Raw genomic sequence first — 15,783 nt, forward strand, 5'->3', positions numbered from 1 at the left:
TAAACGAACTAAACGATACGCCGTTCTTAACGAACTAAGGCCTTAAAAGTCGGAAGATCGTCAAGATAGGTGGTTACATAGTCCACCCCATACTCGACCATTTTTTGTAATTGTTGTTCTGGACCATCAAGATCATAATTTGTTCCGCCTTTTAGAATAAACAATAAACATCGAAGATTGTTTTGTTTCAATTTACGCATTGCTTCCGCGTACTTCGCATCCACACTTGGGACTCGCAACATCACCCCGTCCAGCCCCATCTCACTGACTTCATTTAGCAGTTCGTCAGAAACCTCATTGACAGCCACATGGCTTTTCCAGAGGAGCACGCTTCTTGGAAAAAGCTGCACCAAGACCTCTGCAGCTTTTAAGCTGTATACGCAGAACAGAAACCTACTTTCATCTATTCCTGCTCTCTCGATACACCCCTTCAGGTGAATTAACTTTTCAGGCGAAATACGCGGATCAATCAGTACATCCATATGCTCAATAAACGAAAGGGCTTTTTCAAATGTTGAACCAAATATTGCCTCCCCGTCATACAGACCAACTTGAAACTTCTCAATTTCCTCAGCCTTGGACCGAGAAACCACAATTTCACCGCCGGCGCCGCGCAAACGTGCGTCATGTGATAACACGGGAATGTTGTCGGCCGACATTCTAACGTCCAATTCCACAGCATCAAAGCCGCATTCAGCCGCCCGCACTATCATCGGTACAGAGTTTTTCGGAGGTTGATTGTGCTGTCTACCAACACGCTGCCCCCAACCCACAAAGCAGATGCGCTTCAATTGCTTACGCCACTCATTATTTCTTTGGCCAAACGCGGCCCGAGTTTGCGGCAATGGCGACTTAACTCGTACGATAGGCCAATGCCATTCATGGTACGGATCTGGGTACTTCCAGTTGTCTCCGTAACGTTCAGCCAGAAATGCCTCTGGATCGGCTGGCGCCGGAACCTCACAGCCCAGAAGGTGAACATTGCTTCGGGGTAACATAATGCTTAAAGGAATGGAGCGAAACTTGCCCTTTTCCATCATCAAATGCAAATAATCTCCCTCTCTCCAACTTGGAAAAAGGTCGAGAGAAACATGTCCAATCTTCGGATGGAAATTCCATTGTGGTCGTGTGCTAGAGTATATGCCCTGTTCTTCGAGGCACTTAATGATACCTACTTTTCTCTCTAAAGCTTCCACTTTACTCGATGAACCATCAAAATATAAAATATCTACGTCATCATCATGATTAAGAAACTCTTGATTTCGCACAGCGCCAAGCAGCGTGCCGTAACAAATCATCGGGTTAATGTTAAGTTTATCAAGTATAGGCAACAGCTTTCTTAATCCATCCAAATAGTGCGCGCTATTACTTTTCAATTTTGACATGTGCACTTGATGTTTCGAAATGACCCATTTCGGCCTACCTACTTCAGCATTGCCCACATTGCGATTCAGGGTATCTTCAAGTCGCAAAATACGGCTATCACTCTGCAAAATACTACTAAGATCCTTCAATCGTTTCGTCGAAAGCGTTGTAGAACTTCCCCGCAATTTTCGAACTATCTCCGCGCATATAATGAGGTCGTAATCGCTTGGGCACCGTTCCGGCTCGAACATGGGCAATAGCTGAACAAGACGCCTGACACTCCACTCACACGCGCCCGATTCCACTGCTTTAGCCACTCGCACTTTTATATCCAAAAGTGGCAATAATTCAATATCCCCAATATTCAAACCCGCGAACTTCATAAGTTCATTGAGCATGCTAATCAGTCGTGAATCGGTCACATTCCTATACTGGTACACAGATTCGGATCTGCGGTCGCAAACCATGTGCAGATGCCGCGCTCGAACCGCCAATGGACCCTGCCGGTTAAGAATTTCTATCCGTGCTATGTTCTCGGGCGACTTCAATTGAATATCAAGGGCAGGTCTAATAGAACGTGCTGAATGCAGCATTTTCCCGCTGATAAATCTTTCGAACTGCGCGTTGTTTGTTTCATGCCCATACGCGGGGTAAATAGAAAAAGAACTTATTTGATCGCGAGGGCACTCTTTCCCATCCTCACGGTATATAACAATTCGCCCAATATTTAAAAATTCCGGCTGATTGGAATCGATGCGTATCCTAATTCGATCTATACTATCATTTATATTACATACTAAAGAAAAATCCTCACTGCTTCCAAAATAACCAAAACCCGGCAGAAAACTCCTCTGCCATTTCTCTGCTAACGCCCTAATAGATTCTTTTTTCAATGCTATTAATCCTTTTTCAACCCAGACTACTAATAGCTTTCTGCTAACGATTTACTGCGTTGTTGTTATTACCTAAGCAGCGCTTTATCTCTGTAGATGATACCCCCTCGGTACGAGAAAGGTAGATCACCTTGCAGAACTTGTTTAAGTGATTGAACTTTCCGATCCAGTCGTCTCCCATTACAAATATGTCTGCTTCGTACTTTCTTACGTCATCTACCTTCTGGTCCCATGCGCTTTCGGGAAAAACATGGGTGACGCATCTTAAAGCTTTCACAATCTCTGCGCGATCTTCAAAGGGCATTATACTTGTTTTGCCTTTAAGGGCGTTAAACGCATCCGTAGAGATTCCAACATACAACTGATCCCCCAACCTCGAAGCTCTTTCTAGTAAACGTACGTGCCCCACATGAAATAAATCAAATGTGCCATATGTAATTACAGTTCGCATTGTACCACCCCTAGTGATTTATTGTCATCCTTTTCAGGATGCGGTTGCTATTTTTAATCTCTGGTTATATGTTAGAAATTTAGCGCATTTTTCTTGCATTAAGATACTTCGATCGGGGCACTAGAGTCACATTATGAATATAACGCAGCTCGTTTTATATTATGCATTATTCTACTCCACGTACCCCCACTTTTCCATCTCACCACCGCATATACTGTATATTCTTTCTATATCCTTATCACCTAAAGTCGTATACTGTTGTGTTGAGCGCTCGGGGGAGTGTTCATTAAAGTATCTTTCCAGATTACCTGCTATTTTTTCGCCTAGGAACGCAGCGAGAGCGTCGGAAACACGCGAGGGATTGTTAGTTATATCATTTTGATCTACTTCAATGTAACAATTTTCCTCGATTTTTTCTTTAATTCTCCCCCATATTTCCATAACCTCTACCCACTGCTGCGCGTGTTCTTCTAAACTAAGATGCGGAAACTTTGCCAGTCTAGATACTATATTTTTATATGGAGATCTTTTGCAGAAGATAAACTTTGCTTCGGGCCATATCATCCTTATTGTCGGTACCGATAACAACATATTTCGTCCAGGCGTTTTATCTACAAAGTAAGCGCCGGGTTGCCAACTGGCATATAGATCTTTAACTTGCTGCCCTAACTTAATAATCAAAAGCGCAGGGCTTATATCATATATGAATGTGCCGTAATCTTTGCGCGTATGATACGTGGAGAAGAATTTATTTACTGTGTCTTCAATTTGCTTAACTAAAAAAAGAAAGTGATGCTCACCGTAATTCTTGGCACCTAGTGTTGTGCGCAAGGCATTTCCCACTGCGGTTGTTCCAGCCCTCGGCGACCCAACAACGAATAAAGGTTTTGTACGAACTTCATCTTTTAATAAAGCTATATCCCATAAACGTTCTGGCAATTTATTATCCAAAATTAAGACTAGGCGCAAAACATATTCAGTACTTTTCAGAAACGTTAAACGAACAGAGATCGCGTAGCGGGCATTCTCCGCTTGCTCGATAGTGGTAAATCGATCGGATACATCTGGACTTGAGGTAAACGTTATCGGAATACGCTGAAGGATCCTTCCGCCTTGTATGACTTGCAGTTGAAGGTCAATTTTCTGGAATTCTGCACTCGAATCCGGAACAACCCACCCGGACACCTTTAATGTGCTATCAAAAAAGAAATAATCTGCTACTGGTCCCCGGTAAAAATGCTTTCCCGGGAAATCATGTGCATAGTTGAACATGTAAGACCGATAACGAGCGGGCGTATTACTATCAGGACGCGGGCCTTCACTACCTTTAACCATCTAATGCCCCTCGTAAGTTCTTGTATATTGCAGTGTGTCTCTCTGTAATTTGTTCTACACTCGAATATAATGGTATGGTCTGGTAAAGTTCGTTGAATTTATTTGCTGAAGACAAAGCGTTCGTTAAAAGTGCTGCCAGCGACACACTATCGTGATTTCTGTAGTTAAGCCCCCCCTTCCCTGGCTTCACCTTCTCCGCCATTCCACCTATATCGGGCACGATAATCGGCCTCCCAAACTTGAATGCCTCCTGAATCACCAGAGGCGAGTTCTCCCACCAGATCGAGCCCATCACCACCCAGTCCACCTCTGCCATCAGCCGACCCATTTCGTGCGGCTCGTAGGGCCCGTGCAGGTGGACCGTGCCCTTGAGTTTGCTCAAGAGGCCGTAAACCTTCTCCTGGAACTCCGGTGTCTGCTGGTCCAGCGCTGAACCGAAGATATCCAATGTCACCTGCTTGCGCAGCTTCTTGGGCAGGCGGGCGAAGGCCTCGAGGATGATGTCTACGCCCTTGTAGGGATTGATCTGACCGAAATAGGCGAAGCGTGTCCGTTGCTCGCCTTCGGCCAGCTCACGGGGCGGCACCGGCTCGCCCTCGGGCAGGCCATTCTCGATCACGGTGATGCGGTCGGGCTCGATGCCCCAGGCGACGTAGCGCTCCCGCAGGAAGTGGCTGGGCGAGATGAAGAGGTCGACCAAGCCGAAGAAGCTCTTGATCCAGCGCTCGCGCAGGAAGAAGTCCTCCTGGCTCATGTGCGGGAAACAGAGGTGGCACTCCCGCGGGCTGGATTGGTAGCAGAGGCGCCCGTCGGTCTTCACCATCTGGCCGTTGTTCATGCAGATGGCGATGTACTCGTGCAGGGTCACCACGATCCGCGCCCCGGGGCAGACCCGCTTGACCAGCCGGATGGTTTCGATGCCGATGTGCACATAGTGATGAAAGTGTACCACATCCGGCTGAACCCGTTCCAGGAACTGGGCGAGGTCGTTGTCGGGCCCAAGGTCGTTGCTGGACATCAGGTCGGGAATGCCGGCGTTACCGGCCATGAGGTAGTCGCGCTCCCCGATGGCGGCGAGGCTGGAGAACTTGTGCATCACCCGCTGATCGGCACGGCCGATGAACCAGGCCTCGTGCTCCGGGTGCTCGTTGATGCCCTGCCAGAGGTAATAGGCGGCCAGCTCGCCGCCGCCCTTGCTGAAGGTGGGGTGCGCGTGGGCGAAGATGACGACCTTCATGCCGCCGCCTCCCGGCCGACCCGAACCGTCATGGGATCGACGCGTTCGCCGCGGGCGATCTTCTGCTGATAGCGCCAGCCGTTGAAGAGCGTGATCAGCTGGCGCACGCCCGCGACGCTGTTCAGCGTCTGCGACTGCCGCTCCAGATGCCAGAGCCGCGCTTCGGGCACGACGTAGAGCCTGAGGCCGTGGCTGCGCAGACCGAGGCAGAGGTCGGAATCCTCGAAGTCGCCGATCACATAGCCCTCATCAAGGCCGCCAAGCGCCTCGTAGTCGGCCTTTCGCAGCATGAGGCAGGCGGCGGTGAGCAGTGGCTGCTCGTAAGAATCGTTGGGTCCCTCCCAGCGCTGCCCCATGCCCGGGTGGGAATTGAGCAGGAAGCCGGGCAGTTGCGGGTCGCGGCGCGGCTGCATGCCGGCGTGCTGGATGCTGCCGTCGCCGAACTGCAGCAGCGGCCCGACGGCGCCTGCGTCCGTGAGGGTTTCCAGAGCGGTTTCCAGGGTGGAGAGCCAGCCGGCCTGCTGCGGGATCACGTCGGAGTTCAGCAGCAACAGCCGCTCGCCGCGCGCGACACTGGCGCCGGCATTGTTCGCACCGGCGAAGCCCAGATTGCGGCCGTACCACACCACGCGGAAGGGCACGTTGAAGAGCCACTGATAGCGCGCGGCGAGACTGAGCGTCTGCTCCACCAGCGCCGGATCATCCACAACATAGATCAGGTCGCACTGCTGGAAATCGGGATCGTCGGCAAAGTGCGCCAACTGGTGGCGCATGAAGTCGCAGCGGCCGTAGAGCGGCACGATGACGGAGGTGGTGGGCGCCTCGGGTGGCTCTCCGAACTGGCGGCTGTCCAGCGTGTCCTCCACCGGCGCCGCCTCGGCCAGGCGCTGCTGGTTCACCGCTTCCAACGCGGCGCCCAGGCCGCCGTCGAACATTTCATAGAGGTAGTGATTAAGCTGCTCGGGATGCGGGATCATGCCCAGCATCTCCTTGATCAGCGGAATCCCCTGGGTGTCGCGCTGATCGACGGGCAGGCGCAGCCAGAGGTCGCCGCGTTCCGCATAGTGGAAGCAGATGGCCCGGGCATCGCCCGCTTCGGTGGCGAGCGGCACGTGCAGGATGAAGCCGCAGCGCCGCGGCACGCTGGGAAAGCGCTCGCGGTAGGCACTGGCCACGTCCTCGCGCACCAGGGACAGGAAGCTGCGCTTGACCGAGACCTGCTTGCCCCACTCGTCATGCGCGGTGATATCCAGCGGCTCGTGGTGCGGCGCCAGCTTCCAGCCGTAGATCAGCATTCCGGCCTCGCCGAGCGCAAAGACTCGGTCGATCGCCACGATGGACCGTTCCGGGTGCTCGACCTTGGTCGGCAAGGTGCGGCTCACGAAGGGGAAGACCGTCTCCCGCAGCTTGCTGAGACGGGTTGCGAAGACGGCATCCTGCCTCGGGTGACGGCAGGCCCGCCCTAACTGATGCATGCTGCTTGGAAACAGGTTTGGCTGGCGCTGAAGGTAACCATACAATTCCGGCCAGCCGATGCGCGTCACTGCCACTCGACTGCTTTCCCGCTCCCCATTGTGCCAAACGACCCGCAACTCGATTTGCTCGAGCGTTTGGCTGCTGTGGGGTGTGGCAACGATATAGCCCAGGGCCTCGTCGGAAGCTCTGGGAAAGGCCTCCCTAAGGTCCGGTCGCGGGTAGCGTGACAGCTGGCGCGTCAGGTTCGTCGACTGCCCTTCCGCTACCAGCCTGACGCGCTTGATCTCACGCGCCTTTGAACCGATCCAGCCGTTGAGCAGCAACACCTTGCCATCGATCAATAGCGCCTCATCGCAGCTGGCGAGCTGACGGACCTGCTGCACATCCTGGATCAACAGATCACCCACGGTGCGCGTAAGCTCGTGGGTATCGCCCAGCGCACCTTGGAGGCCTGCGTAGAGCAATGGCCCGGCACTCGATATGCATTGCTCCAGGGCGTCTTCAACCTCTAGCTGGGCAGTGACCACATCGCATGGCAGCAAGGCGTAACGCCGATCATCGAGCAGCAGCGCAACCTGATGATCGCTGGGAAACCTTGGTGCAATCAGAACGAATCCGTGCCGGTGGCTTTGATCTGCATCGCCGTGTGCCGCCGTCACGTCGGGGCGCTCTACGGGTAGCCACTGCACTCCGTCGGCGTCGACCGCGTCTGTTGGAAAGTGTCGCGCCGTGCACCCCTTCTCTAGGAGCTCGCCCAATTTCGGCAGAGCAGCAAAACCCTTTACATTACCTTCGGGATCGTAAATCCAACCCGCAACCACGAGGGCGCCGTCCTCGGTCTGCACCGCGGCATCAACATGCGCCTTGAGCGATGCAGCCTCCAACGACAGCACATCGCTGACTACAATACCGTCGTAGGGGACGCCGGAAGGCTCACCGGCTTCAGTCACTTGTAATACCACTTCCGTCATTCCCGCACTCTATGCCTTGGCGCTCTTGTTTATGCGCTTTAACCGCTTGGTTGCTAAAACCATTCAAATAAGGCGCAAGTTATCGTGCCATCCACGAGCGAATCACCTAGCCCATCCTTCGCCGACAGTGCAAGCCGCGCAGGATGGCGAGAGCAGAACTATGTCGGGAATGTAGAGGGTGAAAGTCCAAAGCGAATCAGCTCCCAGTCACCCGCAGCAGATAGCGCCCATAGCCCGTCTTCTTCAAGGCCCCGGCGCAGGCTTTCACCTGCTCGGCCGTGATCCACCCCTGCTGCCAGGCGATCTCCTCCAGGCAGGCGATCTTGAGGCCCTGGCGGTGCTCGATGGTCTGGACGTACTGCGCGGCCTCCAGGAGGCTGTCGTGGGTGCCGGTGTCGAGCCAGGCGAAGCCGCGGCCCAGGCGCTCCACGCGCAGGTCGCCGCGCTCCAGGTAGGCCTGATTGACGCTGGTGATCTCCAGCTCGCCGCGGTGGCTGGGTTCGACCCGCTTGGCGATCTCCACCACGTCGTTGTCGTAGAAATAGAGCCCGGTGACGGCATAGGGGGATTTCGGCGCCTTGGGCTTCTCCTCGATGGAAATCGCCCGGCCGGCGGCGTCGAACTCCACCACGCCGAAACGCTCCGGGTCCTTCACCAGATAGCCGAAGACCGTGGCGCCGCGCGGCTGCGCGCAGGCGCGCCGGAGCTGCTCGCTGAAGTGCTGGCCGTGGAAGATGTTGTCGCCCAGCACGAGGCAGACCGGGTCGTCGCCGATGAAGTCCTCCCCGATGAGGAAGGCCTGGGCCAGGCCGTCGGGGCTGGGCTGCTCGGCATAGGCAAAGCGCACCCCGAAATCCTCCCCGGAGCCCAGCAGGCTGCGGTAGGCCGGCAGGTCCTCGGGCGTGGAGATCACCAGGATGTCGCGGATCCCGGCCAGCATGAGCACCGAGATGGGGTAGTAGATCATCGGCTTGTCGTAGACCGGCAGGAGCTGCTTGGAAACGCCGCGGGTCACGGGGTGCAGCCGGGTGCCGGAGCCGCCGGCGAGGATGATGCCCTTACGGCGTACCTCTGGCCTGGCCTCGGCTGCCTTTTCGGTGAGGGGGCGGGTGGCGAGGCTCATGGCTGGCAGAGCTCCTGCAGGGTCAAGGCCAGCTGCGCCCGCCAGTCCGGCAGGGTGATGCCCAGTGCCTGCTCCAGCTTGGCGCAGGCAAGGCGCGAGTTCAGCGGCCTTTGCGCCGGCGTGGGATAGTCGGCGGTGGGAATGGGCGCGACGCCCTCGGGCGCGATGGCGAGGCCCTGCCCTGCCGCGGCGGCCTGGCGGAAGATCTCGCGCGCGAAGCCGCACCAGCTCGTCTCGCCGCGCGGCGCCAGGTGATAGAGGCCGGGGGCGAGCGCGGCCTCGCTGCCCTGTGGCCCCAGCAGGCGGTGCAGCGCCAGGGCGGAGACCTGGGCGATGAGCCGCGCCGGGGTCGGCGCGCCGACCTGATCGTCCACCACCGTGAGGCTGTCGCGCTCTTGCCCCAGGCGCAGCATGGTGCGCAGGAAGTTGTGGCCGCGGGCGCTGTAGACCCAGCTGGTGCGGAAGATCAGTTGCGGGCAGCCGCTCTGCTCCACCGCGAGGTCGCCGGCCAGCTTGCTCTCGCCATAGACACCGAGCGGGCCGGCGGCGTCCCCCTCCTGCCACGGCCGCTCGCCGCTGCCGGGATAGACGTAGTCGCTGGAATAGTGCAGCAGCCACTGGCCGCGCGCCGCGCTGTAGGCTGCGAGCTGCGCCGGCAACTCGGCATTCAGGCGATGGGCCAGCTCCGGCTCCGCCTCGGCCTTGTCCACCGCGGTGTAGGCGGCGGCGTTGACGATGAGATCCGGCTGATGCCGGGCCAGCCAGCCCTCCACCGCCTGCGGGTTCGACAGGTCCAGCTCGGCGCGCGACGGCGCCAGCACCTCGCCGAACAGGCAAAGCTGCCGCCGCAGCTCGAAGCCGACCTGACCACTGCCTCCCGAAAGAAAAAGCTTCATCACCTAACCGAAAAACTCCTGGAGCAAGACGCCGGAACAGCGAGCCTGCCCCAACCTGCGACCGAAGGCCCCCTGCGCTTGGAGGGGGCGCTCGGCCGGAAGGCACCCCTTGCCACAGACGTCATTGCGAGGAGGCCGGCAGGCCGACGCGGCAATCCAGGGCGGTTCGCCCGTGGCCCTGGATTGCCGCGCTCCCGCTGGTCGCTCGCAATGACGGGGGAGAGGGCGGGGTCGCTCGCAATGACGGTGGGCGGCTGGACGCTCGCAATGACCGTGGAGAGACTGTTGGTCACCATGTACCTCGGAAACCCCTCAGGCAGCGCGCCGCCCGGTGAGCCCCAGCCGCTCGCCCCGATAGCTGCCGTCGCGCACCCGCTGCCACCAGTCGCGGTTCTCGAGATACCAGGCGACCGTCTTGCGCAGACCGCTCTCGAAGCTCTCCTGCGGCCGCCAGCCCAGCTCGCGCTCGATCTTGCCGGCGTCGATGGCATAGCGCCGGTCATGCCCCGGCCGGTCGGCAACGAACTTGATGAGGTCCCGGCGGGACATCGGGGTCGTCATCTCATCCACGAGGTCGCAGATCGTATGCACGACCTCAAGGTTCGCCTTCTCGTTGTGGCCGCCGATATTGTAGGTCTCCCCCACCCGGCCTTCGCTGGCGACCTTGATCAGGGCGCGCGCATGGTCCTCCACGAAGAGCCAGTCGCGCACCTGCTGCCCGTCGCCATAGACCGGCAGCTTCTCGCCCTCCAGTGCGTTGAGGATCATCAGCGGGATCAGCTTCTCGGGGAAGTGATAGGGGCCGTAGTTGTTCGAGCAGTTGGTCACCAGCGTCGGCAGCCCGAAGGTGCGCCGCCAGGCACGCACCAGGTGGTCGGAGCCCGCCTTGCTGGCGGAATAGGGCGAACTGGGGTCGTAGGGCGTGATCTCGGTGAAGAGCCCCTCCGGCCCGTCGAGGTCGCCGTACACCTCGTCGGTTGAGATGTGATGGAAACGGAAGCCCTCGGCTTTCTGCGGCGCGCTCTCCTTGAGCGCCTGCCAGTAGCCCCGCGCCGCCTCGAGCAGGACCGAGGTGCCGACAATGTTGGTCTGGATGAAGTCGGCCGGCCCGTCGATCGAGCGATCCACATGGCTCTCGGCCGCCAGATGCATCACCACGTCGGGCCTGTGCTCGGCAAAGGCCCTTTGCATGGCCCGCACGTCGCACACATCTGCCTGCAGGAAGGTGTAGCGGGCATTGCCGGCCACGCTGTCCACAGAGTCCAGGTTTCCTGCGTAAGTCAGCTTGTCGATATTGACCACGCGGTGGCCGGTCTGGCCGATCAGTTCGCGCACCACGGCCGAGCCGATGAACCCGGCGCCGCCGGTAATCAGAAAGGTTTTCGACATTGTCCCCACGCTGCGAAGTTTGGCGACTGGGCAGTGCGTCCAGCCTCGGCTGTTCGCACTCACGCTGCATAGCAAGCCCTGAGCCTACCGCATTCAGTGTCGGCGTCTAGTCCAAAAGTGGTAGCCGATACAACTTTTGCGCACGCGTAAAGCCAGTGGTGCGCCTGCCGGCACCACTGATGGTATGAAGCGAAATAAAAGCGAAGAACCGGACCTCACGCTCCCTCCACCCAAGCGGGCAGATCGCTGAGCACCTGCTGCTGCGCTCTTCGCGCTGCATTCGCGGCCATTGCCCTGGCTTCACCTGGATGGTCGAGCAACCATTCCAGAGCGCGCTGCCAGCAGGCGGGATCGTCATCGACCAGCAGTCCGTTCACGCCGTCCTGAACGATGCCCTCATAGGGAGACTGCCTCGAGTACACCCCGACACCGCCCATCGCGGCGATGTCGAGAAACTTGATGGTCGATTTGCTGCGATTGAAGGGCGTATCCAAATGCGGCACCAAGCCGATATGCACGCGGCGGTTTGCGCGATAGGCCCGGAACCTGTCCCAGCGCAGCGGCACCGGACACTTCACCCGCGGCAGTTCCGCCAAGCAGTGCGGCGCGCGCTCGCCCAGCATGACCTCCAGTTCGGTGTCCTGCCTGATTCCGTGGACCGCCTCCAATGCCGGAGCGATGTGGCAAAGGTCGGCCAGATGCGCGCGGCTACCATGAAAGCCGATGAGCCAAGGCGACTCAGGGGACGGCCCCCTGTCGAAATGCGAGATGTCGTGGAGCGGAGCGATCAACTGCGGGCCCATGACATGCAGGTTGCGATGCCGCTCAGCGAACTGATGGGCCAGCACGGCGCTGCAGGTCACAACCGTGTCGGCCAAGGCCAGTAGCTTGGGCTGCAACGCCGCCGCGCGCGCCATGCGCCGGCGGTAGCTCTGCGGCAGCCTGCTATCCTCCGCCGCTGCCGCGAGGTCGTCATCAATCAGATAGACGATCCGGCCGAAGCGCCCTGTCGCCTGTTCCAGCCAGCGCAGCACCCGTCGTGGCAAGGTGCGGCACAGCACCAGATTTGCCCCCTCCTGCTTCGCCAAGAAACGCTGGACGAGCGGCCAACGCCACCCGCGGACGTCAAGCCGGTCAACCTCGTGATTCTGCGCACGAAGCAAGGGCGCTACTGAGTCGAGAAAGTAGACATCCTCAGTCGGCCGTACCCCATCGCTCAGCAACAACCAGCGCCGACTACTCACCTTGCCTCACCGCTCTTCCGAACCTGTTCGAACCATTATCATCGCAGATGCGAACTTTTACTCACCGGCAGCGAACCACTCCTCACCCGTCAGCAGTGCCGGAATGCATTGAGAACAAGCATTCGCAACAACCCCTTTTATTTTGTAAAACCGTCTAAAAATGTGTTATTACTTTAGCAGCTCTTGGGCGGGCACTTCACTGCTGTTTTAGTACTTACAATCACAAGAAACCGCCTTTCCCGCCCGAAAGAGGTAAATGATGGATCAAGGGCTGCAACCTGTCCACCGCCCTCCCACTGTCCCTACCGTGTGAAGACCCAAGCGGCCCCGTTCGTTTGGAGGGGGGCGCACCCATTCTCCTGTCATCGTCCTGGCGATTGCACCGGCTGTCATAGGGTCGCCCAGTGGCCGCTTGAGTCTCTCGGACACATTGTTGACACAGCCGTATGGTGCGATCGTGCGCCTTGTCAACACTTTGTTCCTTTTCTGGTTGCACTGCGACCGCAGCGTGTTCCATATTACCACCCGCATTGGACGCGAAGCGCAACATAGGCGCGCGCTTTACGATGCAAGAAGAGCCCTATCGATACATGATCTCTTCAGGGGGGTTGGCATGAGGGATGGAAACGGAGGGCCGCGCGACGGCTGCGATGCAGAGCGGGTGAGCCGCGCCGAAGCGGAAGCGGGCCTGCGCGAGCTCGGCTTCACCGCACAGGAAGCCGCCGACCTGGTGCACGCGCTGCAAGAGATCGAAGCCAGCAGCGACGACGCCGCCGAGCCGGATTAGCAAGGCGGGCGCCATTGGGGGCTGCCAGGCTCACTGGGCAACACCTCATAGCGCAGCGCTCGCCCGGCGAAGACAGGGCGTGCCAGGCCCACTCTGCCCGACGGCGGCCTATCCGCCGTGCCTCGCCCAGGGCGCGGCGAAAGCTGCCCCCCCCCTACCCCAACCACCCACCACCGCCGACACCACACCCGCGTCCCACAGCCCCTCACCATTCCCCACTCACCGCGCCCTGCAGGTCGTCGAGAAACTCCGATCCGGGTTCCACGCCGCTGACCAGTAGGCGGTCGCGGGCGCGGGTGCAGGCGACGTAGAGCAGGTGGCGTTCGGTTTCCTGCAGCGCCTCCAGGTCGGCGAGGTCGCCCACGGCTTGCAGGCGGTCCGGGTCCGGCAGCACGTCTTCGTCCACGGCCATCACCGCGCAGGCGCGGTATTCCAGGCCCTTGGCGTCGTGCATCAGGATGAGCGGGATGTCGCGGCTGGCCAGCTTTGCAGCCGCTCGAGCCCGTGGGATCTGGCCCGGGGCGCGCACGATCACCGCCAGTTCCGCCGGGGCCACGCCCTCGGCCAGGCGGGCGTTCAGCCAGGCGCCGACGGCGGCTGTCTCGGCCTCCGGGTCCTCGTGCAGCACCAGTTTCGGCTCCGGCCCCTCGAAGACCGAGACGGTGCCGCGGCGGCTTTCCACGGTGCCGTCCTGGTCGGCGATCTCGGGCGCGAGCAGGCGGTCGGCGGCGCTGCGGATCTGGTGCGAGGTGCGGTAGCAGACCTTGAGCACCGGGGCGCGGCCGCGGATGTCCAGCCCCAGCTTCAGCCAGGAAAACGGCAGATGGAAGATGCGCTGACCCAGGTCGCCGGTGAAGAACAGCGCCTCCTCCCGCTTCCCGCCGGCGGCGGCGAGAAAGCGGGCCTGGGCAACCGAGAGGTCCTGCGCCTCGTCGACGACGAAGTGGGTGTAGGGCAGCGCCAGGCCCGCTTTGACGGCGGTGGTCAGGCGGCCATAGAGGTCGGCGCGGGTGATCAGCTTGCGCGCGGCCAGCCAGTCGCGCAGGAACGCGAAGACCGCCCAGGCCGAGGCGCGCTGTTTCGGCCCCAGCCGCAGGTTGCGGCCGATGCGGGGCACGCCGGCATAGGCCTTTTCCTCTTGCAGGCCCCAGGCGTCGACCACCTCCTCCCACTCCTCGAAGAGGAATTCGGCCGAGTGCTCGCCGCCCAGTCCCTCCTTCTTGGCAGCGGCGATTGCCGCGCGGAGCTGCGCCGACTTGGCCAGGTTCGGCTGGCCGAACTGCGCGGCATAGAGCTCATAGGCGGCCTGATCAATGGCGCGCACCTGAAGGCGTGCGTGCAGATCCGGGTGGGCGGCCGTCAGCAGTTCGGCCTTGGCGCCCATGTTTTCGGCCAGGCGCTTGGAAAAGGTGGTGAGCAGCACCCGCGCCGCCTCATCCTCGGCCAGGCGCACCGCGCGGTGCAGGGCGACGATGGTCTTGCCGGTGCCGGCGCAGCCGGAGATGCGCGCCGGCCCGCGCCAGGCCCGCTCGACCGAGGCCCGCTCGACCGAGGCGCGCTGCACCGGGTGGAGGAAGACCGCCCACTTCTCGAAGGGGGCGTCGAGCGCGGCCTTCAACTCCTCCACGCCCTCCACGACACGGAAGCGGCGCTGGGCGTCGGGATGGGCGAAAGGGTCGCTGCCCGGCGCCGCCGGCTGCACGATGTGGTTTTCCAGCCGGCCGCCGGTGGCGAAGTCCAGCAGCGCCTCCGCCGCCTCGGCCGGCAGCTGCTCGCAGAGGGCGTCGATCTCGCTCATCGCGGTCTCGCGCACCGTCTCCAGCCAGGCGCTCGGCACACCGACATCGAGCAGCTGGTCGTCGGTGAGTGCGCGGAAGGGATGATGCCCCACTTCAGCCGGCGCTGGCGGCTGCGCCGTTTCGGCCGTGGCCCTCTCGGCGGGCGTTACCGGCACCTCGACGAACTGCATCGCGCCGGTCCGCTCATGCGGGATCAGGCGCTTGCGCTCGGCCCAGCGGTAGGCGGCGTCGTGGTGGTCCACATAGGCGAGCAGGATGCGCTCGCCCGCCTTGTGCAGGATGATGCGCAGGTCGAGGTTCACGCGGATCGACCAGAAGCCCTCGGCCTTGTCGATCCGGTGCATCTGCAGCGCCTTGCTCGTCGGATCGAGCTGCAGGTCGAAGGCGGTCAGCTTGACTTGCTTCTGCTCCTGGTTCGAAAGCCGGGCCAGCGCGTCGGTGAAGGTGGAGGCGTAGAGCAGCATTACGGACGCAACCTCATCTTACCCAGGCCGTCATTACGAGGAGGCCGCACGCCCCCCTCCCGCGCCATTGCGGGGAGGTCGCAAGCCCCCTCCCTCGTCATTGCGAGGAGGCGAAGCCGACGCGGCAATCCAGGGCCACAGGCAAACTGCCCTGGATTGCCGCGCTCCCGTCGGTCGCTCGCAATGACGAGGGAGGAAGGTTGGTCGCTCAAAGTGACGAGAGTGGAGCGTTGGCCGCTTGCAACGACGAAGGCCTGGGCTTTGCCGGCGCTGCATTGGGGCCACCCCCTCCCTCGTTTCATTACGAGGAGGCCGCAACCCCCTTCCCTCGTCATTGCGAGGAGGCGAAGCCG

11 protein-coding genes are annotated in these 15,783 nt (G+C 59.9%); 1 reads left to right on the forward strand and 10 read right to left on the reverse strand.

The annotated features are described in order from the left end of the window. Window positions 1-26: 26 nt before the first annotated feature. The 9 genes from ABZ720_RS00315 to ABZ720_RS00355 form a co-directional block, all read right to left on the reverse strand. Entirely contained in the window at window positions 27-2,258 is a 2,232-nt protein-coding gene (locus ABZ720_RS00315; protein ID WP_366552624.1) for a glycerophosphodiester phosphodiesterase, read from the reverse strand. A 43-nt stretch (window positions 2,259-2,301) separates the two neighbouring features. Further along, window positions 2,302-2,709 (reverse strand): FAD synthase family protein, encoded by a 408-nt coding sequence (locus ABZ720_RS00320; RefSeq protein ID WP_366552626.1) that lies wholly within the window; start codon window positions 2,707-2,709, stop codon window positions 2,302-2,304. Window positions 2,710-2,880: 171 nt separating this feature from the next. After that, a complete protein-coding gene (locus tag ABZ720_RS00325) occupies window positions 2,881-4,044 on the reverse strand; it encodes a sulfotransferase (RefSeq protein WP_366552628.1) in 1,164 nt (387 codons plus the stop codon). After that, entirely contained in the window at window positions 4,037-5,281 is a 1,245-nt protein-coding gene (locus ABZ720_RS00330) for a glycosyltransferase family 4 protein (RefSeq protein ID WP_366552630.1), read from the reverse strand. The genes ABZ720_RS00325 and ABZ720_RS00330 overlap by 8 nt, the downstream gene beginning before the upstream one ends. Next, a complete protein-coding gene (locus ABZ720_RS00335) occupies window positions 5,278-7,707 on the reverse strand; it encodes a glycosyltransferase family 2 protein (RefSeq protein WP_366552632.1) in 2,430 nt (809 codons plus the stop codon). Before ABZ720_RS00335 ends, ABZ720_RS00330 begins: the two co-directional genes overlap by 4 nt. Window positions 7,708-7,924: 217 nt before the next feature. After that, window positions 7,925-8,851 carry a glucose-1-phosphate thymidylyltransferase RfbA gene (gene rfbA / locus ABZ720_RS00340; protein ID WP_366552634.1) on the reverse strand — a complete coding sequence of 309 codons (927 nt, stop codon included), beginning with the start codon at window positions 8,849-8,851 and terminating at the stop codon, window positions 7,925-7,927. Then, entirely contained in the window at window positions 8,848-9,747 is a 900-nt protein-coding gene (rfbD, locus tag ABZ720_RS00345) for a dTDP-4-dehydrorhamnose reductase (protein WP_366553519.1), read from the reverse strand. The genes rfbA and rfbD overlap by 4 nt, the downstream gene beginning before the upstream one ends. A gap of 312 nt (window positions 9,748-10,059) precedes the next feature. After that, window positions 10,060-11,136: a dTDP-glucose 4,6-dehydratase gene (gene rfbB, locus ABZ720_RS00350; protein ID WP_366552636.1), complete on the reverse strand. Its 1,077-nt coding sequence runs from the start codon at window positions 11,134-11,136 to the stop codon at window positions 10,060-10,062. 215 nt (window positions 11,137-11,351) lie between these two features. Continuing rightward, complete coding sequence (locus tag ABZ720_RS00355) at window positions 11,352-12,359, reverse strand: glycosyltransferase family protein (protein WP_366552638.1); 1,008 nt, start codon at window positions 12,357-12,359, stop codon at window positions 11,352-11,354. A 634-nt stretch (window positions 12,360-12,993) separates the two neighbouring features. On the opposite strand from ABZ720_RS00355, the gene ABZ720_RS00360 reads away from it, so the two are divergent. Further along, on the forward strand, window positions 12,994-13,167 hold the full coding sequence (locus ABZ720_RS00360; protein WP_366552640.1) for a hypothetical protein: 174 nt from the start codon (window positions 12,994-12,996) through the stop codon (window positions 13,165-13,167). 205 nt (window positions 13,168-13,372) lie between these two features. Here the strand turns inward: ABZ720_RS00360 and ABZ720_RS00365 are convergent, their stop codons facing one another. Continuing rightward, window positions 13,373-15,430, reverse strand: a complete 2,058-nt coding sequence (locus ABZ720_RS00365; RefSeq protein WP_366552642.1) for a UvrD-helicase domain-containing protein — start codon at window positions 15,428-15,430, stop codon at window positions 13,373-13,375. Window positions 15,431-15,783: the final 353 nt, after the last annotated feature.

The organism is Aquibaculum sediminis (genome assembly GCF_040712085.1).
Classification (GTDB): Bacteria; Pseudomonadota; Alphaproteobacteria; order Kiloniellales; family DSM-21159; genus Aquibaculum; species Aquibaculum sediminis.

Coding starts and splice junctions, on each gene's coding strand:
- ABZ720_RS00320 (WP_366552626.1), bottom strand. CDS start 2,709: ATGCGAACTGTAATTACATATGGCACATTTGATTTATTTCATGTGGGG.
- ABZ720_RS00325 (WP_366552628.1), bottom strand. CDS start 4,044: ATGGTTAAAGGTAGTGAAGGCCCGCGTCCTGATAGTAATACGCCCGCT.
- ABZ720_RS00330 (WP_366552630.1), bottom strand. CDS start 5,281: ATGAAGGTCGTCATCTTCGCCCACGCGCACCCCACCTTCAGCAAGGGC.
- rfbA (WP_366552634.1), bottom strand. CDS start 8,851: ATGAGCCTCGCCACCCGCCCCCTCACCGAAAAGGCAGCCGAGGCCAGG.
- rfbD (WP_366553519.1), bottom strand. CDS start 9,747: ATGAAGCTTTTTCTTTCGGGAGGCAGTGGTCAGGTCGGCTTCGAGCTG.
- rfbB (WP_366552636.1), bottom strand. CDS start 11,136: ATGTCGAAAACCTTTCTGATTACCGGCGGCGCCGGGTTCATCGGCTCG.
- ABZ720_RS00360 (WP_366552640.1), top strand. CDS start 12,994: ATGAGGGATGGAAACGGAGGGCCGCGCGACGGCTGCGATGCAGAGCGG.
- ABZ720_RS00365 (WP_366552642.1), bottom strand. CDS start 15,430: ATGCTGCTCTACGCCTCCACCTTCACCGACGCGCTGGCCCGGCTTTCG.